At 69.2% G+C, this 26,077-nt stretch carries 26 protein-coding genes; 8 read left to right on the top strand and 18 right to left on the bottom strand.

The genetic code is table 11. The features are described 5' to 3' along the window. Positions 1–121: 121 nt before the first annotated feature. The 6 genes from KBX21_RS17995 to KBX21_RS17970 form a co-directional block, all read right to left on the bottom strand. Positions 122–1,546: an FAD-binding oxidoreductase gene (locus tag KBX21_RS17995; RefSeq protein ID WP_210842596.1), complete on the bottom strand. Its 1,425-nt coding sequence runs from the start codon at positions 1,544–1,546 to the stop codon at positions 122–124. 89 nt (positions 1,547–1,635) lie between these two features. Continuing rightward, positions 1,636–2,478: an ABC transporter permease gene (locus KBX21_RS17990; protein ID WP_049578094.1), complete on the bottom strand. Its 843-nt coding sequence runs from the start codon at positions 2,476–2,478 to the stop codon at positions 1,636–1,638. Continuing rightward, positions 2,478–3,332, bottom strand: coding sequence for an ABC transporter permease (locus tag KBX21_RS17985; RefSeq protein ID WP_049578096.1), 855 nt, complete (start codon positions 3,330–3,332; stop codon positions 2,478–2,480). The genes KBX21_RS17990 and KBX21_RS17985 overlap by 1 nt, the downstream gene beginning before the upstream one ends. 27 nt (positions 3,333–3,359) lie before the next feature. Next, positions 3,360–4,634: a PotD/PotF family extracellular solute-binding protein gene (locus tag KBX21_RS17980; RefSeq protein ID WP_199776655.1), complete on the bottom strand. Its 1,275-nt coding sequence runs from the start codon at positions 4,632–4,634 to the stop codon at positions 3,360–3,362. Between the two features lie 571 nt (positions 4,635–5,205). Continuing rightward, a complete protein-coding gene (locus KBX21_RS17975; RefSeq protein WP_210842595.1) occupies positions 5,206–6,360 on the bottom strand; it encodes an ABC transporter ATP-binding protein in 1,155 nt (384 codons plus the stop codon). A 48-nt stretch (positions 6,361–6,408) separates the two neighbouring features. After that, positions 6,409–7,857, bottom strand: coding sequence for a gamma-aminobutyraldehyde dehydrogenase (locus tag KBX21_RS17970; RefSeq protein ID WP_210842594.1), 1,449 nt, complete (start codon positions 7,855–7,857; stop codon positions 6,409–6,411). 276 nt (positions 7,858–8,133) lie between these two features. On the opposite strand from KBX21_RS17970, the gene KBX21_RS17965 reads away from it, so the two are divergent. After that, positions 8,134–9,510: an aspartate aminotransferase family protein gene (locus KBX21_RS17965; protein ID WP_049578100.1), complete on the top strand. Its 1,377-nt coding sequence runs from the start codon at positions 8,134–8,136 to the stop codon at positions 9,508–9,510. Between the two features lie 113 nt (positions 9,511–9,623). On the opposite strand, the gene KBX21_RS26685 is transcribed toward KBX21_RS17965, so the two are convergent. From KBX21_RS26685 to KBX21_RS17945, 4 genes are all read right to left on the bottom strand, one after another. Further along, on the bottom strand, positions 9,624–10,214 hold the full coding sequence (locus KBX21_RS26685) for a hypothetical protein (protein ID WP_247665936.1): 591 nt from the start codon (positions 10,212–10,214) through the stop codon (positions 9,624–9,626). Continuing rightward, entirely contained in the window at positions 10,211–10,762 is a 552-nt protein-coding gene (locus KBX21_RS17955) for an ATP-binding protein (RefSeq protein ID WP_210842593.1), read from the bottom strand. Before KBX21_RS17955 ends, KBX21_RS26685 begins: the two co-directional genes overlap by 4 nt. A 233-nt stretch (positions 10,763–10,995) precedes the next feature. Beyond that, the gene (locus tag KBX21_RS17950; protein WP_210842592.1) at positions 10,996–11,529 is read right to left on the bottom strand and encodes a hypothetical protein; all 534 of its coding nucleotides are present in this window, start codon (positions 11,527–11,529) and stop codon (positions 10,996–10,998) included. After that, entirely contained in the window at positions 11,529–11,786 is a 258-nt protein-coding gene (locus KBX21_RS17945) for a hypothetical protein (RefSeq protein ID WP_210842591.1), read from the bottom strand. Before KBX21_RS17945 ends, KBX21_RS17950 begins: the two co-directional genes overlap by 1 nt. A gap of 187 nt (positions 11,787–11,973) precedes the next feature. Here KBX21_RS17945 and KBX21_RS17940 point away from each other — a divergent pair, with 187 nt between their 5' ends. Then, on the top strand, positions 11,974–12,813 hold the full coding sequence (locus KBX21_RS17940; RefSeq protein WP_210842590.1) for a helix-turn-helix transcriptional regulator: 840 nt from the start codon (positions 11,974–11,976) through the stop codon (positions 12,811–12,813). Positions 12,814–12,818: 5 nt separating this feature from the next. Further along, on the top strand, positions 12,819–13,010 hold the full coding sequence (locus tag KBX21_RS17935; protein WP_374225731.1) for a DUF397 domain-containing protein: 192 nt from the start codon (positions 12,819–12,821) through the stop codon (positions 13,008–13,010). Between the two features lie 380 nt (positions 13,011–13,390). Here KBX21_RS17935 and KBX21_RS17930 read toward each other — a convergent pair whose 3' ends face one another. Then, positions 13,391–13,882, bottom strand: coding sequence for an SRPBCC family protein (locus tag KBX21_RS17930; protein ID WP_247665935.1), 492 nt, complete (start codon positions 13,880–13,882; stop codon positions 13,391–13,393). 406 nt (positions 13,883–14,288) lie between these two features. On the opposite strand from KBX21_RS17930, the gene KBX21_RS17925 reads away from it, so the two are divergent. Both KBX21_RS17925 and KBX21_RS17920 read left to right on the top strand, forming a co-directional pair. After that, on the top strand, positions 14,289–14,576 hold the full coding sequence (locus tag KBX21_RS17925; RefSeq protein ID WP_156208149.1) for a DUF397 domain-containing protein: 288 nt from the start codon (positions 14,289–14,291) through the stop codon (positions 14,574–14,576). Between the two features lie 230 nt (positions 14,577–14,806). Continuing rightward, the gene (locus KBX21_RS17920; protein WP_049578109.1) at positions 14,807–15,451 is read left to right on the top strand and encodes a dihydrofolate reductase family protein; all 645 of its coding nucleotides are present in this window, start codon (positions 14,807–14,809) and stop codon (positions 15,449–15,451) included. Between the two features lie 259 nt (positions 15,452–15,710). On the opposite strand, the gene KBX21_RS17915 is transcribed toward KBX21_RS17920, so the two are convergent. Further along, complete coding sequence (locus tag KBX21_RS17915; protein WP_049578111.1) at positions 15,711–16,820, bottom strand: NADH:flavin oxidoreductase/NADH oxidase; 1,110 nt, start codon at positions 16,818–16,820, stop codon at positions 15,711–15,713. Between the two features lie 137 nt (positions 16,821–16,957). Here KBX21_RS17915 and KBX21_RS17910 point away from each other — a divergent pair, with 137 nt between their 5' ends. Next, entirely contained in the window at positions 16,958–17,320 is a 363-nt protein-coding gene (locus KBX21_RS17910; RefSeq protein WP_210842587.1) for a helix-turn-helix transcriptional regulator, read from the top strand. A gap of 301 nt (positions 17,321–17,621) precedes the next feature. On the opposite strand, the gene KBX21_RS17905 is transcribed toward KBX21_RS17910, so the two are convergent. The 6 genes from KBX21_RS17905 to KBX21_RS17880 form a co-directional block, all read right to left on the bottom strand. Further along, on the bottom strand, positions 17,622–18,326 hold the full coding sequence (locus KBX21_RS17905) for a TNT domain-containing protein (protein WP_210842586.1): 705 nt from the start codon (positions 18,324–18,326) through the stop codon (positions 17,622–17,624). Positions 18,327–18,427: 101 nt separating this feature from the next. Next, positions 18,428–20,113: a hypothetical protein gene (locus KBX21_RS17900; RefSeq protein WP_210842585.1), complete on the bottom strand. Its 1,686-nt coding sequence runs from the start codon at positions 20,111–20,113 to the stop codon at positions 18,428–18,430. A gap of 59 nt (positions 20,114–20,172) precedes the next feature. Beyond that, positions 20,173–21,117 (bottom strand): DUF3830 family protein, encoded by a 945-nt coding sequence (locus tag KBX21_RS17895; RefSeq protein WP_210842584.1) that lies wholly within the window; start codon positions 21,115–21,117, stop codon positions 20,173–20,175. A 290-nt stretch (positions 21,118–21,407) separates the two neighbouring features. Beyond that, positions 21,408–22,922: an AMP-binding protein gene (locus KBX21_RS17890; protein WP_210842583.1), complete on the bottom strand. Its 1,515-nt coding sequence runs from the start codon at positions 22,920–22,922 to the stop codon at positions 21,408–21,410. 644 nt (positions 22,923–23,566) lie between these two features. Next, on the bottom strand, positions 23,567–24,232 hold the full coding sequence (locus KBX21_RS17885) for an NAD(P)H-binding protein (RefSeq protein WP_049578115.1): 666 nt from the start codon (positions 24,230–24,232) through the stop codon (positions 23,567–23,569). Positions 24,233–24,283: 51 nt separating this feature from the next. Further along, positions 24,284–24,715: a VOC family protein gene (locus tag KBX21_RS17880; RefSeq protein ID WP_210842582.1), complete on the bottom strand. Its 432-nt coding sequence runs from the start codon at positions 24,713–24,715 to the stop codon at positions 24,284–24,286. A gap of 98 nt (positions 24,716–24,813) precedes the next feature. Between KBX21_RS17880 and KBX21_RS17875 the strand changes: the two genes are divergently transcribed. Next, the gene (locus KBX21_RS17875) at positions 24,814–25,485 is read left to right on the top strand and encodes a GntR family transcriptional regulator (protein ID WP_210842581.1); all 672 of its coding nucleotides are present in this window, start codon (positions 24,814–24,816) and stop codon (positions 25,483–25,485) included. 360 nt (positions 25,486–25,845) lie between these two features. Continuing rightward, a partial coding sequence (locus KBX21_RS17870; RefSeq protein WP_374225730.1) for a hypothetical protein occupies positions 25,846–26,077 on the top strand: 232 nt, incomplete at its 3' end.

Below are 26,077 nucleotides of genomic sequence, written 5' to 3'. Positions count from 1 at the left end.
TCATCGCCCCACATGACAACCCTTGGTACAGACTTTCCGATCCTTGCCGGAAACGGCCGTTTTCCGGCCGGGTGTGCGGGAGTGCCCGGATCGGCCTCTGGGCCCGGCCGCGGGCCACCGCTCAGCTGTCGAAGCCCATCCCCACCGAGTCCAGGCCGCGCAGCCACAGGTTGCGCCGTCCCTCGTCGCGGTCGGCCGCGGCGGTGGCCCTGAGGGTGAGTTCGATGCCCAGCGACCTGACGGGCTCGGGCGGGAACGGAAGGGGCTTCTCCCGAACCATCCGCAGCCGTGTGCGCTCGGTGTCCAGCCCGTCGAGCCGGTCCAGCATCACCTGGGCACCGAACCGTGTGGCCCCCACGCCCAGGCCGGTGTACCCCGCCGCGTAGGCGAGTCGGCCGCCGTAGGCCTCGCCGAAGAACACCGAGAAGCGGCTGCACGTGTCGATCACCCCGCCCCACGTGTGCCCGAACCGGATACCGCTCAGCTGCGGGAAGGTCTCCAGGAAGTGCTCGGCCAGCTTCTGGAAGGTCTCGGGCCGCTGGTCGTACTCGGGCCGCACCTTCCCGCCGTAGTGGTGGACGACGTCGTAGCCGCCCCACAGGATGCGGTTGTCCGCGGTGAGCCGGTAGTAGTGGAAGAGGTTGGCGGAGTCGGAGAGCCCCTGGCGCCCCTTCCAGCCGATCGACGCCATCTGTTCGTCGGTGAGGGGTTCGGTCATCAGCGCGTAGTCGTAGACCGGGGCGAGGTAGTGCCGCAGGCGGCGCAGCGGGCCGGGGAACGCGCCGCCGCCCCAGGCCACCTTGGGCGCGTGCAGCGTCCCGGACCGCGCCTCCAGCCGTAGCCCGGCGGGAACGGAACGGATGGCGCGCACCGGGGTGTTCTCGAAGAACCGCACGCCCAACCCCTCGCAGGCGGAGCGCAGGCCCCAGGCGAGCTTGGCGGGGTGGATCATGGCCACGCCGTCGGGGTCGTGGAGGCCGCCCACGTAGGTGGGTGAGTCGATGTGCCGCCGCGTCTCCTCGGCGTCCCACACGTGCGCGGTGCCGCCCTGGGCCCTGATGGCCTCGGCCGCCTCCTCGAACTCCGCGGCCTGCCAGGGGGCGGTGGCCACGAGGGTCTCGCCGGTGCGCTCGAACTCGCAGTCGATGCCGTACCGCCGGACGGTCTCCTCGATGGCGTCGAGGTTGGCCAGGCCCTGGCGTTCGAGCTCGTCGATCTCCTCGGGCCAGCGCTCGGCGCCGTTCTCGTAGCCGTGGGTGAGGCTGGCCGCGCAGAACCCGCCGTTGCGCCCGGAGGCTGCCCAGCCGGTGCTGCGGGCCTCCACCACCACGACGTCGCGCTCGGGGTCGCGTTCCTTGGCGACCAGGGCCGTCCACAGTCCGCTGAACCCGGCGCCGACCACGACGAGGTCGGCGTGGACGTCGCCCACCAGCCGCGGGGCGGGTTCGGGGACCTCGTGTCCGGGGACGTCCGGGTCCAGCCAGAAGACCCGGGGCCGGGCGCCCTCCAGGGCGCGTTCCGCTGCGGCGCGCGTGGTGTCGGCCAAGGCTCTCACTCGTCTCTCGTCGTCGGACCGGCCGCCGGGGATTCGGCGGCCGGTTCCTCCAGCATGGGGTGCGCGGGTCCGGCCGCCGCTCACCTTCGTCGGCGGGCCATGACGACGTTGACCACCGCCATGATCAGCCCGACCCCGAACAGCAGGGTGCCCATCACGTTGACCTGCGGTGGGATGCCGACGCGGGTCGAGCCCCAGACCCACAGCGGGAACGTGGTGACGTCGCCGCTCACGAAGGTGGTGATGATGTAGTCGTCGATGGACAACGCGAAGGCCAGCAGCCCGCCCGCCATGATGGCGGGGAACAGCATGGGCAGGGTGACCAGGCGGAACGTGGTGAACGGACCGGCGCCGAGGTCGCGTGCGGCCTCCTCCAGCGCCGGGTCCAGGGTGACCACCCGCGCCCGCACGGTGATGGCCACGAAGGACACGCAGAACATCACGTGCGCGATGACGGTGGTCCAGTAGCCGGTGGTCACGTTCATCATCAGGAACGTGGACAACAGGGCGGCGCCGAGCACCACCTCGGGGGCGCTGATCGCGGAGAACATCACCAGGTTGGTGAGCTGCTTGCCCCGGAACGAGAACCGGCCGAGGGCGAGCCCGAGCAGGCTGCCGAGGGCGCCCGCGATCACCATGCTCAGCAGGGCGATGCTCACCGAGTTGAACATGGCCTCGTTGAGCGTGCCATGCGCGAAGGCGTTGGCGTACCAGTGCAGGGTGAAGCCCTGCCAGGTGATGTTGTGCTTTCCGGCGGGGTCGTTGAAGCTGAACGCCACCATGAACACGATGGGCGTGAACAGCCAGGCCAGGACCAGCCAGGTGTAGTAGCGGCCCCAGTCGGTGCGGCGGCGCGGGCGGGGACCCGGGTTGGTCGCCGCGCCCGGTGGCGTCGGCGCGGGGGTGTCGAGGCTGGCGCTCATCACGTGTGCACCTCCATGACCCGTTCCGTGCCCAGGGCCCGCGCGTAACTGAAGATGCCCACGAGCAGCAGTCCCATGAGGACGAAGGTGATCGACGCGGCGATCGGGTAGTTGTTGTTCACCAGGTACTGGGTCTGGATGACGTTGCCGATCATCGTGTTGTGGGTGCCGCCCAGCACGGAGGCGTTGACGTAGTCGGCGCTCGTGGGGATGAAGGTCATCAGCACGCCGGCGAACACTCCGGGCAGGGACACCGGCAGGATGACGCGCACGAACGCCTGGACGCGGCCCGCGTAGAGGTCGTGCGCGGCCTCGACCAGGCGCGGGTCCATGCGTTCGAGGACGGCGTAGATCGGCAGCACCATGAACGGCAGGAAGTTGTAGGCCAGGCCCAGCACCACCGCGGGGGCGGAGTTGAGGACCTGGGCGTCGGCGGGGAGCATCCCCACCGACTTCAGGGTTCCGAGGACGACGCCGTTGTCGGCCAGCAGGAACCGCCAGGAGATGGTGCGCAGCACGAAGGACACGAAGAACGGCAGCAGGATCAGCAGCAGGTACGTGGACTTGTGCGGCCCGGCGCGGAAGGCGATCCAGTAGGCCATGGGGTAGCCCACCACGATGCACACCAGGGTGGCGCAGCCGCCGTAGAACAGGGAGCGCAGGATCTGCTCCCAGTACGTGCCGACGGCCGTGACGTAGTTGCCCACCTCGAAGGTCTGCTGGAAGCCGGTGACCACGTTTCCGGTGGTCAGGGACAGCGACAGCATTCCGACGATGGGGACCACGAAGAACAGCGCCAGCCAGATCCACGCCGGGAGCACCAGGACGTAGGGCGTCGTCTTTCGGTTTCTCATGGGATCAGCTCGGGTTCGGTCGAGCGGTCAGCTCTGGGTGATGGCCTGGAAGATCGAGGCGAACTCGTCCTGCTGGTCGGTCTCCAGGGTGACGAAGTTGTGCAGGTTCTGGTAGTCGCCCTCCTCGGGGAAGACGAGGGTGCTCTCGGCCATGGCGTCGAGGGCCTCGCCCCGGTCGCTGCCGTTCTCGGCCTCGGCCCACTCGGCCATGACCTCCTGGGCGTGCGGCACGGGCGGGATGTAGCTGATGTACTCGGTGAGCCCGGTGGCGATCTCGGGTTCGTACAGGAAGTCCATGAGCTTGAGGGCGTCGACGGGTGCCTGCGAGGTGAAGGGGATCAGCAGGTTGTCGGTCCACAGGGTGGCGCCCTCCTCCGGGATGACGAACTTCAGGTTCGTGCCCTCCTCGGAGTTCTGCTGGTAGATGTCGCCGGACCAGGCCATGGTGATCCACAGGTCGCCGTTGGTGAGCGGCTGGATGAAGTCCTGGTCGTAGTAGGCGCGCACCACCCCGGAGTCGCGCTGTTCGCGGAGCTTCTCGGCGGCGGCCTCCCAGTCCTCCTTGGTGGAGTCGGCGGGCAGGACGCCGTTGGCCAGGAGTCCGAAGTTGGCGATCTCCTGCGGGTCGGCGAACATGCCGACCTTGCCCTCGAAGGCGGGGTCCCACAGGTCCTGGAGGCTGGTGATCTCGCGGTCGACGTACTCGGGGTTGTAGGCGATCCCGGTGATGCCGGAGGCGTAGGGGACGCTGTAGCGGTTGCCGGGGTCGTAGTTGCTGTTCTTGTACACCTCGCCCGCGTAGTTGGCGAAGTTGGGCATCTGGGCGTGGTCGAGCTGGACCAGGTAGCCGAGTTCCACGAGCTTGCTGAACTCGAACCCGTTGGGCACGGTCATGAGGTCGTAGCCGATGTCGTCGCCGTTGGCGAGGCGCGGCTGGATCTGCCCGAAGAAGGACGCGGCCTCCTGGACGTCCTCGTGGTAGGCCACGTCGATGCCGGTGGACTCCTTGAACTGCTCCAGCTGGGTGCGGTCCGGGTCCATGTACAGCGGCCAGTTGGCCCAGCGCAGCGATCCGGTCTCCTCCTTGTCCACCCAGTAGTCGGCGCCGGACTCGGGTTCGCGCTGCTGTCCGCCCACCCCGCAGCCGGACAGGGCGAGCGCCGCGGCGGCGGCGCCACCGGCCTGGAGGGTGCGGCGACGGGTCGGGCCGAGCGGCGCGGGCAGGACGGGGCGTCCGCGCCGGGCCCGGGTGAGTCCGCGCAGGAGTGCCGGGGTCAGGTGCGCGCGGGAGGGGTGGGTCATGTCGTCGTTCCCTACTTCGGATCTGGGGTGTGCCGTGAGTGCGGGAGGCCGGTGAGCGGGGAGGGCCAGGTGGGGGTGGTGCCTGTGGAGTCGTGTGTGGACGCTGGGTGAGGCTGGTGGGGTTCGCTGTGCCCGGGTGTGGGCTGGTCCCGGAGCCTGGGTTGGCCCGGGTGTCAGATGGGATGTGGGGTGGTCCCGGAGCCTGGGTTGGCCCCGGGTGTGGAGTGGTCTGGTGTCGGTCCGGGTGAGCTGCTCCCCGGACCGTGGGTTGGCCTCGGGTGTGGGGGGCTGGGCGTCGGCTCGGGTGGGCTGGTCCCCGGGCCTGAGTTGGGTTGGGGGGTGGTTTCGGGTGTCGGCCCGGGTGGGGTGGTCTGGAGTGTCAGCCCGGGTGGGGCGGTCCTGATGTGGTCCGGGAGTAGGTCGGGTGTGGGGAATCAGGTGGGGTGTGGGGTGGTCCCGGAGCCTGGGTTGGCCCGGGTATGAGGTGGTCCGAGCGTCGGACCGGGCTGGGGAGTCAGGGGGGTGCGGGCTGGTCCAGATGCGGAGTGTGGGTGGTCCGGAGGGGTGTGGCTCAGACGGGCAGCGCGTACGAGTGGCTCGGTGACCAGGAGACCCAGACGGGGTCGCCGCGCCCGGCCACCAGGGCGGAGTCCGTGGAGTTCTGCTGGTAGACGGTCATCTCCGAGCCGTTCGCCAGCGCCACCTGGTAGTGCGTGGCCGCGCCCATGTAGACGGTCTCGGTGACGGTGCCGGGCAGCGCGCAGAGGTCGCCCTCGGGGCGTTCGGTGCCGATCCGCACCTTCTCCGGGCGCACGGTCAGGTGGGTGGACGCGCCCGCCGAGGTTCCCCTGGGGAGTTCGGCGACCAGCGCGGTGAGGCCCTGGCCGAGGTCGACCCGGTGGTGCCCCGCCGGGTCGGCCTCACCGACGGTCCCGGTGAGCAGGTTGCTGGTGCCGATGAAGTCGGCCACGAACCTGGTGGCGGGGCGCTCGTAGATCTCGGCGGGGGTGCCGAGCTGTTCCACGAGGCCGTTGTTCATCACGGCGACCCGGTCCGACATGGTCAGGGCCTCGCCCTGGTCGTGGGTGACGTAGACGAAGGTGATGCCGACCTCGCGTTGGATGCGCTTGAGTTCGACCTGCATGGACTGGCGGAGCTTGAGGTCCAGGGCACCCAGGGGCTCGTCGAGCAGGAGGGCGCCGGGCTCGTTGACCAGCGCCCGCGCCAGGGCGACCCGCTGCTGCTGTCCCCCGGAGAGCTGGGCCGGGCGGTGCTTGGCGCGGTGGCCGAGTTCGACCAGCTCCAGCATCTCCTCCACCCTGCGGCGGATCTCCTGCTTGGGGACCTTCCGGCGTTCCAGGCCGAAGGCGACGTTGGCGGCGACGCTCATGTGCGGGAAGAGCGCGTAGCTCTGGAACACCATGTTGACGTCGCGGTGGTTGGCCGCGACTCCGGTGACGTCACGGCCGGAGAGGCGAACGACCCCCTCGGTGGGTTCCTCGAACCCGGCGATCATCCGCATCGTGGTGGTCTTGCCGCATCCGGAGGGGCCCAGCAGCGAGAAGAACTCGCCGTGGTCGATCTCCAGGTCGACGCCGCCGACGGCCCGGACGGTCTCCGGGCCGGACCGGTAGGCCTTGACCACGCGCTCAAGGCTGATCGCCGAGCCTGGCCGTTCCTGGGCCGTCACCGGCTCCTGTGTGCTGCTGTTCGCGGTGGTGACCATGGGGGGTTCCTGTGGGTTCTGTCGGGTTCGGGGGCTGGTCGGCCCCGGTCAGGGACCGATGTAGCTCATGACGTGCTTGACCCGGGTGTACTCCTCGAACGAGTACGTGGACAGGTCCTTGCCGTAGCCGGAGTGCTTGAACCCGCCGTGCGGCATCTCCGCCGTGATGGGGATGTGGGTGTTGATCCACACGCAGCCGAAGTCGAGGCGGCGCGAGACCCTCAGCGCGCGGGCGTGGTCCCGGGTCCACACGCTGGAGGCCAGGCCGTACTCCACGGCGTTGGCCCAGGCCACGGCGGTGTCCTCGTCGGTGAAGCGCTGGACGGTCAGGACGGGGCCGAAGATCTCGTCGGTGACCAGTTCGTCGCCCTGGCGCAGCCCGGAGACGACCGTGGGCGCGTAGAAGAAGCCCTGGTCCCCCACGCGGGCGCCGCCGGTGAGGATCTCGGCGTGGTCGGGGGTGCGCTCCAGGAATCCGGTGACGCGGGCGAGCTGGTCGGCGTTGTTGACGGGGCCGTAGGCGGCGTCGGGGCGGTCCGGCCCGGCGGTGACGGTGCCGCGAGCCTGCTCGGTGAGGGCGGCGGCGAGGTCGTCGTGGATGCCGGGGGCGGCGAGGATGCGGGTGGCCGCCGTGCAGTCCTGGCCCGCGTTGAAGAACCCGGCCTCGGCGATCCCCTCGGCGGCGCGTTCCACGTCGGCGTCGTCGAAGACGATCACCGGGGCCTTGCCGCCCAGTTCGAGGTGGAGGCGCTTGAGGTCGCGTGATCCGGCCTGGGCGACCTCGTATCCGGCCCGGGTGGAGCCGGTGAGGGAGATCAGCGCGGGGATGGGGTGGTCCACGAGGGCGCGGCCGGTGTCGCGGTCGCCGCAGACCACGTTGAACACCCCGGCGGGCAGGAACTCGGCGGCGATCTCCGCAAGCAGGAGCGTGGAGACCGGGGTGGTGTCCGAGGGCTTGAGCACGATCGTGTTCCCGGCGGCCAGGGCCGGGCCGATCTTCCAGGCCGCCATGGCCATGGGGTAGTTCCACGGGGTGATCTGGCCGACCACGCCGAGGGGTTCGCGCCGGACCCAGGAGGTGTGGTCGCGCAGGTACTCCCCTGCGGCCCGGCCCTCCAGGTTGCGGGTGGCCCCGGCGAAGAACCGCAGGGCGTCCAGGACCTGACCGATCTCCTCGGTCCGGGTGAGGCCGACAGGCTTGCCGCAGTTGCGGACCTCGGCGGCGACGAGTTCGTCGGCGCGGGACTCGACTGCGTCGGCGAACCGGTTGAGCGCGATCTGCCGTTCGGCCGGGGTCCAGTCCCGCCAGCCTCCGTCGAAGGCGCGGCGCGCGGCCTGAAAGGCGGCGTCGACGTCCTCGGCTCCCGAGACCGGCGCGGTGGCGAAGACCCGTCCCGTGGCGGGGTCGACGAGTTCGCTGCGGCGCCCCTCGACGGTGTCAGCGTACGCACCGTCCACGAAGTTGCGCAGGTGGACGGTTTCGGGCCCTTGGGTCACGGCGGCTTCCCTGGGTTCGAGCGCAGCGGGCGCGCGGGTGTGTGTGGCCTGTGACTGGTCACATTGCCACCCTCACGGGGTGACTTCAAGCATTCCCAAGGGATTCCGTTGTGAAGATTGGATTACTCGACGGAATACTTGACAGACCCCCGGCAGATGCGACTATTTCTATTGAGCAGGGCGCACAGGGTCGAGTAGGCGGCGCGGGGTGTGCGCGGTGCCCGAACCTCGGTCCGGTGCCTGCCCCCTCATCACCCAGAGAACTTGGAGAGCCGAGTGGAACCGCGTCTGAACTCCGAGAACCTGCAACGGGCCGCCCGGGACCACCTGTGGATGCACTTCACCGAGATGGCCGCCTACGACGAAGCCGAGGTCCCGGTGATCACCCGGGGCGAGGGCGAGTACGTCTACGACGACCACGGCAACCGGTACCTGGACGGCCTGTCCGGGCTGTTCGTGTCCCAGGTGGGCCACGGGCGCACGGAGATCGCCGACGCCATCGCCGAGCAGGCCCGTGAGCTGGCCTACTTCCCGATCTGGACCTACGCGCACCCGAGGGCGGTGGAGCTGGCCGACCGGCTGGCCGGGCTGGCCCCGGGCGACCTCAACCGGGTGTTCTTCACGGGTGGCGGTTCCGAGGCGGTGGAGTCGGCGTGGAAGCTGGCCCGCCAGTACTTCAAGGCGATCGGCCAGCCCACCCGGCACAAGGTGATCAGCCGCAACATCGCCTACCACGGCACCAGCTTGGGGGCGCTGTCCATCACCGGCCTCCAGGCCATCAAGAGCCCCTTCGAACCCCTGGTCCCCAGCACCATCCAGGTGCCCAACACCAACCTGTACCGGGCGCCCGTGCACGGCGACGACCCGGAGGCCTTCGGCCGCTGGGCGGCGGACCAGATCGAGGAGGCCATCCTCCAGAACGACCCCGAGACCATCGCGGCCGTGTACGTCGAGCCGGTGCAGAACTCGGGCGGCTGTTTCCCGCCGCCGCCCGGCTACCTCCAGCGGGTGCGGGAGATCTGCGACCGCCACGGGGTGCTCATGGTCTCCGACGAGGTCATCTGCGCCTTCGGGCGGCTGGGCGAGTACTTCGGGGCCACGAAGTACGGCTACGTGCCGGACATGATCACCTTCGCCAAGGGCGCCACCAGCGGGTACGTGCCGCTGGGCGGGCTGATCGCGCGGGACAAGCTGATGGAGCCCTTCCAGGAGGAGGGCGCGGCCTTCCTGCACGGGATCACCTTCGCCGGGCATCCCGTGGCCGCCGCCGCCGCGCTGGCCAACCTCGACCTGTTCGAGAGCGAGGGCATCCTCGACAACGTCCGTGAGAACGGACCGGTGCTCCGGGCCACGCTGGAGCGGCTGCTGGACCTGCCGATCGTCGGCGACGTGCGCGGCGAGGGCTTCTTCTACGGGATCGAGCTGGTCCGGGACAAGGAGACCAAGGAGACCTTCTCCGCCGAGGAGTCGAAGACCCTGTTGAAGGGGTTCATCTCCTCCGCGCTGTTCGAGGCGGGGCTGATCTGCCGCGCCGACGACCGGGGCGAACCGGTGATCCAGCTTTCGCCGCCGCTGACCTGCGGCCCCGAGCACTTCGACGAGATCGAGCGCATCCTGCGCAAGGTCCTCACCGAGGCCTGGGACCGCCTGTAGGCAGGCGCCTCCCCGAACCTGGTCGGACGCCAGGGGCCCGCCCCGGACACGCGCGTGTCCGGGGCGGGTCTGCTGTTCTCGCCGAGGGGTGGGGTGCGCAGACCGGGGGTCGGTCAGGGGAACGGAAGGCAGCCCGGGGGAAGGTTCGTTGCGGGAAGTGCCCCGGCGGCTCGCACGAGTCCTCCTCCGATCGCCACCCCCGCTTGGAGGCCGCACAGGAGGGTCGCGCCGATGGCCAGGGCGGGCCAGCCCGACCACCGGAGCGGGGCCCGGTGACGGCCGCGCGCTCGTTCGGGCGGTTCGGGCACCGGTTCCCTGGCGGCGGTCTCCGCCGCCTCCCTGGCCTCCCGCGCGGCCCGCTCGCGGTGCTGGCGGGCCACGATCACCCAGTGCGGGAGCTGCCCGTGCCGGAGGCGGTGGGCGACCCTGGGATTGCCGACCATCAGAGGCAGCAGCCGCCGTTCCCGCTCCTGCTGGGTCTCCGAACCGAACCAGCCGTCCGGCCCGGGAGAAGGGTCGGCGTCCCCGGATCCGGGATGAGTGGTGGGCTCTTCGGTGAGGGTGTGCGTGCGGATGCGGCAGTGGGTGCGGATGCGGGTGCTCGTTTCGCCGGGGCGGGAGAAGCGGTGCCCCCTGGGTGCGTCCAGTACCGACCTCAGCCGGGTGTCGGTGTCAGGGCCGGTGCCGGTGTCGAAGTCGGTCATGGCTGGTCTCCGGGGAGCGTGAACTCGGCCCAGGCGACGGTGCCCAGCCCGGCGCAGAAGGGGAAGTCCAGCACCGAGCGAGTGCCCCAGCGGCTCGCGAGGTGGTGGATGAGCAACAGGCCCCGGCCTCGCTCGGCCTCGTCCCACTCGTTGGGGGTGCGCTGGTGCGGGAGCTTCGGTCCCAGCTGATCGGCGGCGTCGGCGCGACTGGCGGTGTCCGATCGGGTGCCGTCGTCGATAATCACCACCTTGAGGGTGGTGGCGGTGGGCATGTGCAGGGTTCGGATCACCTGGCCTTCGGGGTCCTCACCGGAGAGGGAGTGATCGCAGGCGTTGGCGAACAACTCACTGGCGCAGAGGATGACGTCGGCGACGGTCTGGGGTGCCAGCCCGGCCAACCTGCCCAGGTCGGCGGCCAGTTCGGAACGCACCCGGGAGGTCTGGGAGAGGTCGCCCGGGTAGACACGGAAGGGCCAGCGGAGTCCTGCGGAGGGTGCGGTCGCGGTCACCGAGTGGAGTGGGGCGGGAGTGTGCGGCACAATGGTCATGTCGGCAGTTCCTTCTCTTTCGGGGGTGAGTGTCGGCCTGCTCTGGGGGTGGTGGTGCACCCGCCAGAGCTTTTTCGTGCGCCCAGGGGCGCTGGCGGGTTCGGATTCGGTTCTGACGCGGGGTTGAGCCGGTCGGTCCGACCAGGAGCAGGACGAGTGTGGGCCGCGCGCCCACCGGATCGCTCAGGGGGCGAGGTACCTCAGCGGGCACGCGGGGTCTTGGGTGGTCGGCTTCAGACCTTCGGCGGTTCGGGGGTGCCGGGCTTCGGCTTGGTGCCGGACGAGGAGTCGCCCGTGCCGAGGTGGCGGTGGGCGAGCAGCCGCAGCAGTTCCGGGCGGGTGGACGCGGTGATCCGCTCGAAGGGATCGCCCTCCCCCTTCCAGCCGAAGGGGCGGCGGGCCACGAACTTCTGGTTCGGCTCGGTGCCCTCGATGGTCATCGCCCAGTGCCGGTAGAGGAGATCGCACAGGACCCGCTCGGGGACCAGGAGCCCGCCGGTGGGTGGAGTCCCGTACGGGCGTCGGAGCGGGAGCTTGGGCGTGGACCGGGTGATGGGGTGCTCCGCGATGGCCTGGTCGATCATCTGGGTGGCCAGCTCCATGTCCTGTTCCTCGCAGGCGATGCCCAGGGCTTCGAGGATCAGGGGGAGCCGGTTGCGGAGGGTGTGGGAGTACCAGTCGGAGAGTTCCTGGGGCGAGAGGTGCTCGGGGGCCTGGAGGGCGTCCTTGGCGACGGCGAGCAGGTCACCGGTGCAGGTGTCGAGCATCAGAACGCCACCGCCAGCCGCTGGAGTGCGGAGACCAGGTCCCGCAGGACGTCCAGGGGGACGGTGTCCATCGGGCGTCGAGGGGAGGGGACCAGCGGACGCCGGGAGGAGTTCGACGGTGCTGTCCTCTTGAGGCTTTGGAGTGCTGAGGCGTAGTCGCGCACTCGTGCTGCCTTGCGGGGGCGACGGCGGCGCCTTGCTTCCGAGGCCAGCCAGCGCACTTGCGCCAGCTCGGAGAGGTTGAGGTATCGCGGCATAGCGCGGCTCCGGGTGTTCGGGTGCCGGGCGGGAGACCCGGACGGGATTTCAAGTTAACATCATCATGGAACCTGAATTTCCGATTTTCAAGACCAGCCTGAAATCCCGCCCGGGAAATCCCTGAATGTCCAGTTCAAAGGCCCAAAGGATCTAGGATTCGAAGTGCGCCCAGCCACCGGGAGAAAGATGACGCAGCGATACAGCCCCACCGTCCGCCGCCGACGTCTGTCTGATGAGCTTCGGCGACGCCGTGATGCCGCGCGGATGACCCTCGATGACGCCGCACCGGCTGCCGAGATGTCGCGCACCACCATCAGCAACATCGAGTCCGGGGTGAAGAAGCGACCTCAGGTACATGAGGTGAAGGCCCTGCTCGACGCCTATTCGGTGACAGACGAGCGGGAGCGAGAGGAGATCCTCAACCTGGTGCGTCAGTCACGCGAAAGCGGCTGGTGGACTCGGTACAGAGATGTCCTGTCAGGCAAGTTCATCGGCTTCGAAGCCGAAGCGAGCGTGATCAGTACCTGGGAGCCTCTAGTGATCCCGGGCCTGCTCCAAGTCCCCGAGTACTCACGAGTGCTCGCCAAGGCCGCGAAGGTTGGCGATGAACACAGCGTCCAGCGTGCGGTCGACGCTCGGATCGAAAGACAACGCATCCTCAACTCGGACCCACCGGAGTTGTGGGCCGTGTTCTCGGAGGCGTCACTACTCGCCCTGGCAGTCGATCATCCCGAGGCGTTGGAACGTCAGGTGAAGTACCTGCTGGAGGCCTCATCAGCGGCGACGACCACCATCCAAATGACTCCCGCCCACCGTCTCAGCCCGGGGCTCGGCGGGCCGTTCGTGATCATGGACTTCCCTGAGGCGGTCGACCCGTCGATCGTCTTCCTAGAGACGGACACTGACGGGCTGTACTTGGAGGAACCGGACGAGGTAGCGCGCTACCGGAACGTCTTCGGCCACCTGCGGATCGCGGCTCTCACACCAGACGAGACCGTAGAACGTATGACAGAAATGATCACCTAGGAACGATGATGAACTCGACTATCCCAAACGACCTGTTCCGCAAGTCCTCCTACAGTCAGCCCCAGGGACAGAACTGCGTAGAGGTCGCCGACCTGCCCACCGGGACCGCTGTTCGGGACACCCAAAACCGGCAAGAAGGGCACCTGTCCTTCCCCAGCCAGGAATGGTCAGCACTGCTGTCTAGCGTGCGACCGTAGTTCCCGCATGGGAAAGGGGCTCTTCGCCAGCGCGAGGAGCCCCTTTTCAGTTCCCGCGAACACTGTACTCATGGGCCGCGTGAGCTGGAAGTAGGCCGCGATGACTGAGTGCGGCCGCAGCTGGCCACCAGTGTGGGACGTTCTCCCCCTGACCTAGGGTGTAACCGTGAACAGGACTGCGTACAAGTCAGTTCGCGACCCATCGCTCAGCTGAAGAACTGGACACCCTGCGCCCCCTGCGCTGCTGCCAACAACGGGGCGCAGAGATCCGAGCGGTACTGGTCCTACACCCCGAGATGCAGGAGGAAGAGGGCTCAGGGGTCGGCCTGCCGTCACGTCTGCGGCTCCCCACCCTTCGGGAGACGAGCGCTGATCGTGGGTCAGTCCTTCGCTTCGCGGACGTCCTCTCCCTGCTCCGCGAAGGCCTTGAAGTCCTGCATGTGCTGTAGCGACTGCTTGCGGAAGGCTCCGGGCATCAGGAGCCCCACCAGCCGCATCATCACGCCGCTGAACCGGTATTCGTTCTCGCTCTCCCAGAGCGTCGTCCCCGGACCGGCTTCGGTCAGCCGGTCGCGCGCCGCGCTCCACATCCCCTCGCCGACGATCTCGCGATCGAAGTGAACAACCTGCCCTTCCGGGATCCCGTGCAGGTCCGCCGGTTCCCGGCGCGTGACGGTCTCGGTGCACTCCATCCTCTGCTTGCCCGTCTGAAACACGACCCGCGACTTGGTACCGACCTGCCCGTGCCCCCCGCTCAGCGGCTCGTGCGACACCAGGCCCCGCAGCCACTTCGGCATGTGTGCCGGGTCGGCGAGCAGCTGTGCCACCCGCTCCCGCGGCAGGGCGATCTCCATCGAGACGGTGTACTTCATGGCAGCGCTCTCCGAGTTCCCGAGTGACATGGCGTGCGCGTGCAGCCTGACCTCATGTTATGCAGTCACGTGACGATCCCCCGGGCCGCATGTTCATGGTTCCTGTCGCCCTGTCAGCGGAGGGCCAGGGCGCGCGGTGGCCGAGGTTCACGGCCCACGCATCTTCATGCCGGGCCTCATGTGCTTTCTGAGCAGAAGAGCCGGTCGGCGGCGGTCCGGTCGATCGGCGGCAGGGCCCCGTCGCGGATCACGTACGCCTTGGTTACGGCCGCCTGCACCGCCCGGCTCAGTGTGGCCGCAGGTGGCCACCAGTACGGGACGTTTTCCTCCGAACTCGGGGTGTAATCGTGGGCAGGACGGTGCATGAGTGAAGTAGTACCCCCATCCCCCATCGGAGGACTCACCCGTGCACGCCCACGCCCACGAACTCACGTTCCACAAGTCGTCGTACAGCAACACCGCGCGGGAATGCGTGGAGGTTGCTGCCTTCCGCAAGTCCACCTACAGCCAGCCCCGGCAGAACTGCGTGGAGGTGGCCCGGTTCCGGAAGTCCACCTACAGCAACACCGCGCGAGAGTGTGTCGAGGTTGCCGACCTGCCCAGCGGTGCCGCTGTCCGCGACACTCAGAACAGGGGGCTTGGCACCCTGGCCTTCCCCACCTCGGAATGGGCCGCGTTCCTGCGCCTCGCCTGATTCCGACGCCAAGCACAGGGTGGGAACCTCCGCACCGGCGAAGGTTCCCAGCCCAACAGTGAGGCTCGACCGGCCCCCAAGTGACTCCATCACCGTTTTGACCCGCATCCGGACAGCGGTTCGTCTCGCATACCCGACTCCAGTGACTGCATACTGCTGTCACCGAGCCCAGGCTCTGGTCAGCGGTTCCGGTTCGCAGTCACATCCCTTCGAGGGCAGGAGTCCCCGCAGTGTCACGCGTGAGGGTCCACAACTTCTCCATCTCCGTCGACGGATTCGCCACCGGTGCGGGGCAGAGTCTCGACACCCCGTTCGGCCACGCTGGTTCGCGGCTCCATGAGTGGTTCTTCCCGACCAGGACCTTCCAGCGGATGCAGGGCAATCCGGGCGGGAGCACGGGGTTCGATGACGCCATCGCTGGCACCTGGGACATCGGCATCGGGGCGGAGGTGATGGGCCGCAACAAGTTCGGCCCCCAGCGTGGCCCCTGGGAGAACGACGACTGGAACGGCTGGTGGGGTTCGAATCCGCCCTTCCACACACCGGTGTTCGTCCTGACCCACCATCCCCGCCCCCCAGTGACGATGGAGGGCGGCACCACGTTCCACTTCGTCGACGCGCCGCCCCAGGAGGTGCTCCGTCAGGCGCAGGAGGCCGCAGGCGGGCTGGATGTGAGGATCGGTGGTGGGCCGACCACGGTCCGCGAGTTCCTCGCGGCCGACCTCATCGACCATCTGCACATCGCCGTCGTCCCGATCGTCCTCGGCCGTGGCGAGCGCCTGTTCGACGAACTCGAAGGGCTGGAGGAGCGCTTCCACGTCGAGTCGGTGACCACCCCCAGCGGCGTCACTCACATGACCTTCACCCGGCCGTAGGAACCATCGCGCACCGCCGTTTCTGGCCGACAACTCGATCGGCGCCAGCGTGGCCGTGGCTGGGCTCGTCAACCCGGTGGCATCGCGGGTACCGGGAACTCCTATGACCACCGGACGTCGCCCCTGACCAGGGCCGATTCTCAGCAAACAACCATCCCCGGCCTGGCCAGAATCCGAGTGACGTGGACCCTGGCCGTGCCGGGGACGGCCCCCGGTTCCCCTGCGATGCCCCCTGCACCGCAGGGGAACCGGGTCGGCACTACTTCCTGCTGCGGCCCACGGCGTAGCCGTACTGGATGGGCCAGCGGGACTCGGCGCCCAGCTCATCGGCCGCACGGTGGGCCCAGTACGGCTCGCGCAGGAGCTGACGCCCCAGGAACACGGCGTCGGCGCGACCGGACGCAACGATCTCCTCGGCCTGGGCGGGCTCCAGGATCAGGCCGACCGCCGCAGTGGGCAGCCCGGTCTCCTGGCGCACCCTTTCGGCGAAGGGCACCTGGTAGTCGAGAGCGGCGGGGATGGAAGCGTCGTGGACCATACCGCCGCTGGACACGTCGAGCAGGTCCACTCCCCTGGTCTGGAGTTCCTTGGCCAGGCGCACCGTGTCCTCGACGGTCCATCCCTCACGCGGGTCCTCGGAGTTCTCCGAGATCCAGTCCGTGGCGGAGGTGCGGAAGAGCACGGGCAGGTGTTCGGGCCAGACCGCCCGCACGGCCTCGACGACCTCCAACGGGAACCGCATGCGGTTCTCGAGGGTGCCGCCGTAGGCGTCGGTGCGGTGGTTGGCGGCCGGGGAGAGGAAGGAGTTGAGCAGGTAGCCGTGGGCTCCGTGCACCTCCACGACCTCGAACCCGGCGGCGAGGGAGCGCTCGGCCGCCGTGGCGAAGTCGCTCACGAGCTGCCCGATCTCCTCGACGGTCAGCTCGGCGGGCGCGGGGTGGTCGTGGAACGGCTCGGCGCTGGGCCCGACCGTGGTCCATCCGCCGTCAGCGGGCGCGACGGGCCTGTTGCCGAGCCAGGGCTTGTCCACCGAGGCCTTGCGTCCGGCGTGCGCGAGCTGGATGGCGGGCACCGCACCGTGGGCGCGGACGGCGGCGGTGATCCGCGTGAACGCCTCCTGCTGCCGGTCGTTCCACAGGCCCAGGTCCCACGGGCTGATCCGCCCGTCCGGGCGCACCGCGGTCGCCTCGACCATGACCAGGCCGAGGCCGCCCGCCGCCCGGTCGGCCAGGTGCGCCAGGTGGAAGTCGGTCGGCACGCCGGTCTCGGGGCCCTCGGACTGTGCGGAGTACATGCACATCGGGGACATCCACGCGCGGTTGGGGATCTCCAGCCCCCGCAGCTTCAGCGGGGTGAACAGGGTGCTCACAGGTGTTCCTTCGCGTAGGCGGTCTCGGGTGTCGGCGGGACCGACCTTTGTACGGTACAAGTCGTACTACGGCGCTTGTCAAACTACGACCGTCTTCGTACATTGAGATGCCAGCCGAACGGAAAGGAGGTCGGAGCATGGCCAAGGCCGCCCGCGCCACCCAGGGGCGACAGTGCGAGCACCCCGAGACCGACCAGATCCGCTTGGAGGACGTGCTCAGCGCACTGTCCGACCCGATCCGGCTGCGCATCGTCCACGACCTGTCCCTGGGCCACGACGACATGGCCTGCATCGCCTTCGAACTACCGGTGAGCAAGTCCACCTCGACCCACCACTTCCGGGTCCTGCGCGAGGCGGGCGTGATCCGCCAGCACTACGAGGGAACCTCCCGCATGAGCCGACTGCGCACCGAGGACCTGGAGGGGCGCTTCCCCGGCCTGCTCGCGGCCGTCCTTCGGGCGCGGAGCATGGACGCGACGGTGCCCGGCCGGACCGTCTGAGCGGAGGTGTCCAGCCGGGCACAGCTCAGGCGCTTCGGATGTCAGCCAGACCCCCCGACGCCGCCTCCGTTTCGGACCGGCTGAACAGAGTCAGTGACAACGGAGATCCGGCGCGCAGCCTGACAGCCGGGGCAGAGAGCTCGTGGGCGCGGCTGCCAGAGGAACGACGGCCACTCGGAGCAGTCCGGTAGCAACCATGACCGTTCAGGTGATCAGAACCTGGACCTGACCAACATCGACGGCGACAATTCCTTCCCCTGGGGCGGAAGCCCCGTTCCTGAGTAGGGCGCGGGGCGCTCGATCAGGCGCCCAGGTCGTAGCCGTCAGCGAGGACGCACTCCTCGGTGGGACGCTGCTCCAGGTAGCCCCACTCCAGGAGGTCGTTGACCGGCACGTTGCCCTCCCCCTCGGCCTCGGGGACCTCCTCGGCCGGAACGAGCAGCTGCTCGCCGCCGCCGGGCTGCTCGAAGTGCGGGGCGATCGGGCCGACCCACGCGGTGACCGGCTCGGTGACCTCGTAGCAGTTGTAGTTGTGCTCGGGCCCGTCCGGCCACGTGTTCAGCGAGTTGGGCGGCAGCGCGCGCTCTTCGTAGGAGGCACCGGCCGGGGCGAGGAACGAGCCCCACGGGGAGCCGAAGCGGTCCAGCATCCAGCCCGAGGGCAGCTCCTGGAGCTCCTTCACCGGCTGTCCGTCGACAACCACGAAACCGTCGTGCTCCGGGTAGTCCCAGCTGCCCTCCACGGTCCACCAGCGGTCCAGGAACTCCACGGGGGTCAGACCACCGAGCCGGTCGTACCCCTCGACCAGGGTTCCCACGGGGCCGTCCTGGGGAAGCTCGGACGGACCCAGACGGGAGTCGCCGCACAGGTAGCGCTCCAGGTCCTCCGCGCTGGGCGGCGGGGACAGCACCGGACAGTCCGAGGGCTCGGCGTGAGCGGGGGCGGTGGCGGTGGTGGTAACCAGCAGGGCGAGGGTGACCCCGGCCAGCAGAGGGAACTTCGACATCGGACTCCGATCGACTCGACCCCGATAACACCGAGGGTCATGAGGAAGCTACGGAGTGAAGTCAATCACGAGCGCGGCGCACACGACCCACGAACGACCCCTCACTCCGGGACGTGGTAGACGCGGGTCTCCTCCAACGGCTCGGTGCCGAACCGGACGGCCACGTCGAGCCCCTTCTTCACCTGCTCCATGCGTTCGGCGATCTGCGAGCACGTCGTCTCGTCCAGGAAGACCGACCCGGGGACCAACCGAAGCGCGGCGACCGGCTCGCCCCCGGGCCCCGCGCCGTAGGCCGGGAGATGGCCGAGGACGACCCTGGAGTACGGATTTCCCTCATAACCGGCGAGCAGCCGGAACAGGGCGTGCGTGTAGCGGTTGGCGGCCGCGATCTCGGACGGCCCCGCCTCCTGGAGGAGGGCGAAGGTCGGTGCGCTGCCGGGCGGCGACGGCCAGTAGACCGAGGCGACCCCGTCCGAGGAGGGGGTGAGCAGTTCGAAGCCACGGCTGGGCAGCAGTTCCATGAAGGTCCGGTTGGACATGAGCAGGTTCGCCAGGTACACGCGGAACCCGTCCACCCCCACGCTCTGCACGGCCACCCACGCGGCCAGGATGGGGGCCGCGCTGCGCGAGTGCTCGATGGTGTGCAGCAGGACGTTCTCACCGTGAGGCCGGTGTTCGGCCTCTCCCCTGCCGCCCTCCACCCACCGGTGCAGCTCGACGGCGTCACGGCTGAGGAAGAGGCTGGAGGAGTAGGGCGCCAGCCCGGTCTTGTGGAAGTCGATGGTCATCGAGTCGGCCGCGCGTACCTGCGAGACCAGCGCGGCCGTGGCCCGGATGCGCCCCGCCAGCTCCGGACCGAGGCCGAGGGGATCGCCCGCGAAGTCGTAGTCGGTGAAGAAGAGCCACGGCCAGGTGACCACGGTGTCGAAGTGCACCAGAGGACGGTAGGGCAGCGCGTGCTCCGCGCACAGCCGGTCGAGCGCGGCGGTGACGGGGTGCACGGGGTCGATGTCGTTGTGCAGGATGTTGCCGCCCGAGAGCACGACACAGGCGATGGGTCGGCCCTCGGACAGCAGGGAGTCGATCACCTCGGCGAGGGCGTCGGGATCGGTGTTCTGTCCTGGTGGGGCGGGCACGCGCACGCACGCGTCGGTGCCCAGCCCGAGCAGCGCGCAGACGGATTCGAGGCTGTCGTGGTTGTGGGCGGTGGTGACGACCGCCGGGACGCGGCCCGGGGGCAGGCCCTCGCGGTACGAGTCCGGGCCGCACCGGTTGAGCCCCATCCTGACGGCGTAGAGCAGTCCGGCCTTGCCTCCGAACGAGAACACACCACCGGCGGTGTCCGCCCAACCCGCGCGCCGCGCGAACTGCCGGACGAGCTGCCGCTCGACCTCGATCACCCCGGCGCTACAGAAGTCCCAGAGCGCGTTGGGGCTGTGGAGACCGGTGACCGCGGTGATCGCCGCCGTGTCGAGCAGGGGCTGCGGGGTCATGTTGAACAGGGTGGCCGGGGAGTGCCAGCGCAGTTGTCCCCGCAGGGCGCGGGCCGCCGAGCCGAGGACGCGGTCTGCGTCCTGGGGGCCGTCGGGCAGGTTCTCGTACTCGGCCAGCCAGGCGTAGTCGCCCGGCGGGCCGCCCAGCCAGGGGTCACAGGAGTCGGTCTCCCGTGGAAGCGAGTCGAAGGCGACCCGGATCCGCCCGGCCAGTTCGTCGCCTCCCTCCCCGGACGGGGAGGGCATCCTTCTCCGCAGGTCCTCGCGGACTGCCTCGAACACTCGGCGGTTCATGCCCTCCCCCTTCGTGTGCGCTGTGCGGTCCGGGCGTCCCGGACCGGCGGGCCGCGTTGTCACCGTTCCGCGTAGGGGTACTCCTTGCCGTGGTCCCACGGGAACAGGTGGAGGTTCCAGGTGTTGAGCATGTTCGTGTACAGGGCCAGGGTGCTGATCAGGGCGAAGTACTGCTCCCTGTCCTCCAGCCGGGCGAGCGCGTCCGTGGTCTCCTTGGTGAAGCGCTCCAGCGTGTGCAACCCGGTGTAACCCAGGAACTCCGACGGGGTTCGGATGAAGCCGGGCGTGATCTCGCGAAGGGTGTCCAGCGTGAGCGCGGTGGTGCGCACCAGCCGAAGGAGTCCGTTGAGCGCGTTGTAGCCCAGCGGCCGCACCTCGCCGTTGACGAACACCATGGTCGAGAAGAACTGGTCCCGGCTCCCGGCTCGGCTGCTGATCCGGCCGGCGTGGATGTCGACGATCTCCTCGGGCGGTTCGATCCAAGACCGCTGGGTGGCGTCGTGGATCTCGTCGATGAGGTCCTGCACGTCGGGGATGCCGACCCGGGGCGGCAGGGGAAGCGCGTAGTCGGTCACCTGGTCGCCCTTGCGGCGTACGCGGATCTCGACGGCCTCCTTGGTCCTGTAGGCGGCGTCCCAGCAGTGCTGCCCGGCCTCGCGCAGGGCGTCGACGTCGTCGGGGACGACGCGGCCGATCGGGGCGGCGGGCAGGTACTCCGTGAGGGGCCCGTACTTGATGCCGATGTGCTGGAGCTGGGAGAGGAAGACGGTACCGTCCGGCGCTACGGTGCGGTCCTCCATCTTGTACTCGGGGGTCCGGTAGACCGTCTCCGAGCTGGGCAGGAGGTGGTACAAGTGGTCTCCGGAGACCAGCGCGTGGTTCTGGAGGCTGTTGTAGGGGACGAGCCTGTTCCAGACCATGTCCACGAGGTCCGGGTTGTCGTCGGTGAGGTCGGCGGTGACGGTGATCTGCGGCTGGACCCATTCGATTTCGAGCTGGCGCATGACGGTGCTCCCGTGTGGTCGAGCGGTCCGGTGGACCGGCGGTCGAGTTGTCGGGGGTCTGGTGATCGTCGGACCTGGCGTCGGCGGGACGGCGGTCGTCGAATGGGCGTCGGGGCGGTCGGTGGACGTGATGTCGTGCGGCGGGACGTTGTCGGCGCGTGGTCGGTGGACGCGGTGTCGTGCGGCGGACGTCAGCGGCGCGTGGTCAATGGACGTGATGTGGTGCGGCGGGACGTTGTCGGCGCGTGGTCAATGGACGTGATGTCGGTCGGCGGACTGCGGTGGACGCCTCAGACGTGGGGGGACCCGGCTCTGTCGGCCGCCTGCCCCCGGATCGCTGTCTTGTCGGGTTTGCCTCGCGGAGTGAGCGGCAAGCTCGCGAGGAGGTCGATGCGTGTGGGCTCGTGGAAGGAACCGAGGGTTTCGCGCACGGCGGCCGCGAGTTCGGCGGAGAAGGCGACCGCCCGGTCCGCTGGAACCTCCGTGGAGGGGACGACCGCGGCGTAGACGCTCTCCCCGGTGTCGGAGTCGGGCAGTCCCACGACGACGGCCTGGGCGACGCCGGGATGGGCGGTGAGCACCTGCTCCACCTGCTGCGGGTAGACGTTGTAGGCGTCCACGATGATGATGTCCTTGACCCGGTCGACGAGGTAGAGGTAGCCCTCGTCGTCGACACGGCCCAGGTCCCCGGTGAGGAACCAGCCTTCGCGCAGGACCTCGGCGGTCAGGTCGGGGCGCTGCCAGTAGCCGGCCATGAGGGTGGTGGAGCGCACGCACACCTCGCCGATGGAACCGGGCGGCAGTTCGCCGCCCTCGGGGTCGCGGACGGCGATCTCCACGTCCGGCAGCGGGCGGCCCACGGAGTTGAGCAGGTAGCGCCCGGCCCGGATGTGGTCCGACTGACTGAGGTAGCTGATGAACCCGGCTTCCTGCATGCCGTAGTTGTGCATGAGGACCGGCCCGAGAGCCGAGACGGCGTCCGCCGTCCGGGACGGCGAGGAGGGGGCGCCCCCGTAGGCGACCAGGCGCAGATCCGACAGGTCCGCGTTCCGCAGGCCCGGCTCGTGGACGAGTGCGTGAACCATCGAGGGTGAGCCGAAGAAGTGGGTGATGTGCTCGCTGGCGAGGGTCCGCGCCACCTCGTCGGCGCGGAAGTCGTCCAGCAGCACGACCGTGCCTCCGACGGCCAGGGTCCACTGCACGATCTCCCCGCCCAGGTCGGAGAGGGGGATCGCGACAAGAAAGCGCCAGGGGCCCGGACCGTACATGTGGCGGGCGTTGTCGAGGAACCCGGCCGACGAGGCGAAGGTGTGCGCGATGCCCTTCGGCTCGCCCGTGCTCCCACTGCTGAAGGTCACCATGGAAAGGGCGTCGTCCCGGTGAACGCATTCCATGGGTGCGTCCGGTTTCTGGGCGGCGATTTCCAGCAGGTTCTCACCGAAATCGGCGACTCCGATGGAGAATGCACGGGAAATGCCAGCTTGGGCACTCAGGGACACGGCTTCGTCGCACCGATCCGGATCGAAGAGGAAAAGTGCGGGTCGTCCCTCTACGAGGAATTTCATCTTCTCGGCGGTGGAGAAGAAGGGCCTGAGCCCCACGTAGCAGGCGCCGAGGGCCCGGACGGCGAGGCGGGCGATGACCGCGTCGATGGTGTTCCCGTGCAGGTAGGCGACGGTGTCACCGGCCCGAAGACCTTGGTCGGCCAGTGCCCTGGAGAGCGCCGAGCAGCGTCGGAGCAGCTGTTCGCCCGTGATCCTGTGAGCGCCGTTGACAATGACGTTCCGGTCTCCAGCGGACTCCACGCCATGGACTATTTGAGATATGTAACCCATTGGTCGCATAGCAGCCCCATCGCCCCCTCAGCGCTTCCCGGAAGGCAGGATCAGCTGGATTCGCGGGAAGACCAGAATATGAAAGACAACCGCTCCGAGATCCGAAAGTAGCACCAAGGGAGTGGGGAATCCAGCAACACACTCGTCCGGGTGGCCTGGTGACATGCCGCCGGTCACTTGCGAAGCCTGGGCCCCGCTGCACACGGGAGTCGCACCCCCGGCCAGCTGGAGCCCGTCATCGCCACGGCACGAGGACCAGCGCGAGGACCGCCGCCGCGAAGGATCGACGAGCGGTAGGCCGCGGTCCTTCCACCGGACGGCCCACCGGGATCGCAACACGGCGCGAAGGTGCATCAACCTGCTCAAACAGAACTGGGCGGTCGCGACCCTCTACGCGAAGCGGGCCAGCATCCAGCCCGAGGCAGCTCTTGGAGTTCCTTCGACGGCTGTCCGTCGACGTCCACGAAACCGTGGTGCGCACACGGCGAACGGCCGCCCCCTCGGGAACGGCCGTTCGGTGCGGTCGCTGCTCACGGCCGTCTTCCTCGCGCGGAGCATGGACTTGACCGCACCCGACCGGACCGTCTGAGCGGCGGTGTCCGGCCGGGCACGACTCAGGCGCGACGCGTTTCGGCCAGACGACTCACGGCCCGCTCGATCGGCTCCGTGCCACTGGTCAGCTCCACGATCTGCCGGTTCAAGGCTGGCTCCGCCAGGACCGCGGCGATGAACGCCGCCACGTCCTCGCGGGCGACGTCCCCGTAGACGATGGCCGGTCCGGCGGTGACCAGCCCACCGCCCCGCTGGTTGGTCAACGTGCCCGGACGAACGATCACCCAGTCCAGCTCCCTGGCGGCCAGGTAGGCGTCCGCCTCCTTCTTCACCGCGGCGTAGTGCTCGAACCCCGGGGAGGGCTCAGCTGACCCGCGCAGCGCCTCGGGGAACACCGAGACCAGGACGAAGCGCCTGACCCCGGCCTGTTCGGCGGCCTGGGCGGCCTTCTTCAGACCGTCGCCGTCGATGGCGGAGGTCTGGTCCGTGCCCGTCCCGTGGGCCCCAGCGGAGAAGACCACCGCGTCGTGACCGGCCAACCTGTCGGCCAGCTGCCCGACGGTGTCGGCGATCAGGTCCCCCAGAACCGGCACGGCCCCGCTGGCACGTACGGTCTCGGCCTGTTCGGGCCGACGGTACATGCCGCTGACCTGGTCCCCGCGCTGGATGAGCACGCGGGCCAGTGGCTGGCCCACGCCCCCTGCGGCACCGATCTGGAACACCTTCATGGTCGACTCCTCAACTTGGTGTGGGTGGACGGACGCCGTTCCCAGGGCACCTCAGACCGCGAACACCTGGGAATCGTCGGCGAAGGCCTTGAACTCCAGGGCGTTGCCCGCCGGGTCGAGCAGGAACATCGTCCACTGCTCCCCGGGCTGGCCCTGGAAACGAACGTAGGGCTCGATGACGAAGTCGGTGTGCGCGGCGCGCAGGCGCTCGGCGAGCTCCTGGAACCTGGCCACGGTCAGGATCAGCCCGAAGTGGGGCACCGGGACGTCGTGGCCGTCCACGGGGTTGTGGATGCGCTTGTTCTGCTCGGGGGACAGATGGGTCACGAACTGGTGACCCTGAAGGTTCCAGTCGATCCAGGTGTCGCTGCTGCGCCCCTGGTCCAGGCCCAGGACGTCTCCGTAGAAGCGGCGGGCGGCGTCCAGGTCGTCCACCGGGACGGCCAGGTGGAAACGCGGGATCGGGGAGTCGAGCACGGTCATATTCGGTCTCCAGTCTTCACGGCGCGACGGGGTGCGGATCGACTCCGGCACCCATTGTCCGGATGTTAACATTAGGACATTGACGGAAGCAGGGGGCAATGAGCGAACCGACACGTGTGGCACCCGCACGCCGCCGAGGCCTGGCCGACGAAGTCGCCGATCGAGTCCGCGAGGCGATCTTCGATGGCTCCTACCCGCCGGGCACCCAGCTGCGCGAGACGAACCTTTCAGCGGAACTGGAGGTCAGCCGGGGTCCGGTGCGCGAAGCGCTGATGCGCCTGGAGACCGAGGGGCTGGTACGCAGCGCCTGGCATCGGGGGGCCACCGTCACCGAGCTCTCGGCCGAGGACATCGCCGAGCTCGACAGCCTGCGCGACGCGCTGGAGAACCTCGCCGTGGGGCTGGTGGCCCGGAGGGCGAGCCGCGAGGACCTGGAGGCCATCGAGGCCGCCGCCGCCCGCATGGAGCGCGCCGAGGACGAATACGAGATGGCGGCCCGCGACATCGCCTTCCACGACGCGGTCTACGTCGCGAGCGGCCACCGCCGCGTGCACCAGGCGTGGCAGGCCATCCGGTGCCAGGTCCACCTCTTCCTGGTCAACCGGATCCGCGCGAACAGCGACGGCTACCTGGAGCACGTGCCCGGTGAGCACGCCGACCTCGTCGCGGCCCTGCGGGCCGGGGACGCCCCGACCGCGGTGCGGCTCTTCGCCGAGCACCGTAAGCACGCCATCGACGTGCTGGGCACGGACCCGCCCCAGGCCGGTTGAGGAGGCGGCACCCGGCCCCGGCTCCCCACCCCCGGTAAGCCCGAGGGCCATCCCACAGATCAGATCAGCGGGTCGGCCCTCGGGGCTTCCTACCTGCTCTGTCCGCGAGCCCGCACCAGCTGTTGGACGGTCATGTGGCCGGTTTCGGCCATCCCACTTTCAAACCCCATGTTGACTCTCACACGCCGATGACCTCGTGAAATGTCCCGTTGGTTCCCCTGGGGCCCGTTCTGTTCAGAGGACGGAGTACCAATAAACGCGACCAAATCCGGGAGAATCGGAACCGTGGGTGTTCGCGGTGCGACTCACTCAACGGAGCCAGCAGCAGACGTGCGCGGCCGGATGTGGAGAGGCAGGACCGTGAAGTTCGAGTTCACCCCCGATCAGGGCTCATCCCCTGAACCGAACCCTGACCAGGAGGGCGTCCTTGACGTCCCGCATCCGACGGTGCGTATCGCGGCGGCCGCCGAGCAGATGCACACCCGCGCCCGCTTCGATTTCCACCGGCTCAACACGGCCCTGAACCGGATGCAGTACACCGTCCAGACCACCCAGGTCCTGGAGCCCGACCCGGTCATGGACCTGGAAGCGG

Source organism: Nocardiopsis sp. B62 (assembly GCF_018070675.1).
In the GTDB taxonomy this organism is placed as follows: domain Bacteria; phylum Actinomycetota; class Actinomycetes; order Streptosporangiales; family Streptosporangiaceae; genus Nocardiopsis; species Nocardiopsis prasina.
This window is presented reverse-complemented; position numbering and strand designations above follow the sequence as displayed.

What these genes read in the sequence shown, in the direction of transcription:
- KBX21_RS17990 (WP_049578094.1), bottom strand. Translation starts at nt 2,478, where the DNA reads ATGAGCGCCAGCCTCGACACCCCCGCGCCGACGCCACCGGGCGCGGCG.
- KBX21_RS17985 (WP_049578096.1), bottom strand. Translation starts at nt 3,332, where the DNA reads ATGAGAAACCGAAAGACGACGCCCTACGTCCTGGTGCTCCCGGCGTGG.
- KBX21_RS17980 (WP_199776655.1), bottom strand. Translation starts at nt 4,634, where the DNA reads ATGACCCACCCCTCCCGCGCGCACCTGACCCCGGCACTCCTGCGCGGA.
- KBX21_RS17975 (WP_210842595.1), bottom strand. Translation starts at nt 6,360, where the DNA reads ATGGTCACCACCGCGAACAGCAGCACACAGGAGCCGGTGACGGCCCAG.
- KBX21_RS26685 (WP_247665936.1), bottom strand. Translation starts at nt 10,214, where the DNA reads ATGACCGACTTCGACACCGGCACCGGCCCTGACACCGACACCCGGCTG.
- KBX21_RS17955 (WP_210842593.1), bottom strand. Translation starts at nt 10,762, where the DNA reads ATGACCATTGTGCCGCACACTCCCGCCCCACTCCACTCGGTGACCGCG.
- KBX21_RS17950 (WP_210842592.1), bottom strand. Translation starts at nt 11,529, where the DNA reads ATGCTCGACACCTGCACCGGTGACCTGCTCGCCGTCGCCAAGGACGCC.
- KBX21_RS17945 (WP_210842591.1), bottom strand. Translation starts at nt 11,786, where the DNA reads ATGCCGCGATACCTCAACCTCTCCGAGCTGGCGCAAGTGCGCTGGCTG.
- KBX21_RS17940 (WP_210842590.1), top strand. Translation starts at nt 11,974, where the DNA reads ATGACGCAGCGATACAGCCCCACCGTCCGCCGCCGACGTCTGTCTGAT.
- KBX21_RS17935 (WP_374225731.1), top strand. Translation starts at nt 12,819, where the DNA reads ATGATGAACTCGACTATCCCAAACGACCTGTTCCGCAAGTCCTCCTAC.
- KBX21_RS17930 (WP_247665935.1), bottom strand. Translation starts at nt 13,882, where the DNA reads ATGAAGTACACCGTCTCGATGGAGATCGCCCTGCCGCGGGAGCGGGTG.
- KBX21_RS17910 (WP_210842587.1), top strand. Translation starts at nt 16,958, where the DNA reads ATGGCCAAGGCCGCCCGCGCCACCCAGGGGCGACAGTGCGAGCACCCC.
- KBX21_RS17905 (WP_210842586.1), bottom strand. Translation starts at nt 18,326, where the DNA reads ATGTCGAAGTTCCCTCTGCTGGCCGGGGTCACCCTCGCCCTGCTGGTT.
- KBX21_RS17900 (WP_210842585.1), bottom strand. Translation starts at nt 20,113, where the DNA reads ATGAACCGCCGAGTGTTCGAGGCAGTCCGCGAGGACCTGCGGAGAAGG.
- KBX21_RS17895 (WP_210842584.1), bottom strand. Translation starts at nt 21,117, where the DNA reads ATGCGCCAGCTCGAAATCGAATGGGTCCAGCCGCAGATCACCGTCACC.
- KBX21_RS17885 (WP_049578115.1), bottom strand. Translation starts at nt 24,232, where the DNA reads ATGAAGGTGTTCCAGATCGGTGCCGCAGGGGGCGTGGGCCAGCCACTG.
- KBX21_RS17880 (WP_210842582.1), bottom strand. Translation starts at nt 24,715, where the DNA reads ATGACCGTGCTCGACTCCCCGATCCCGCGTTTCCACCTGGCCGTCCCG.
- KBX21_RS17875 (WP_210842581.1), top strand. Translation starts at nt 24,814, where the DNA reads ATGAGCGAACCGACACGTGTGGCACCCGCACGCCGCCGAGGCCTGGCC.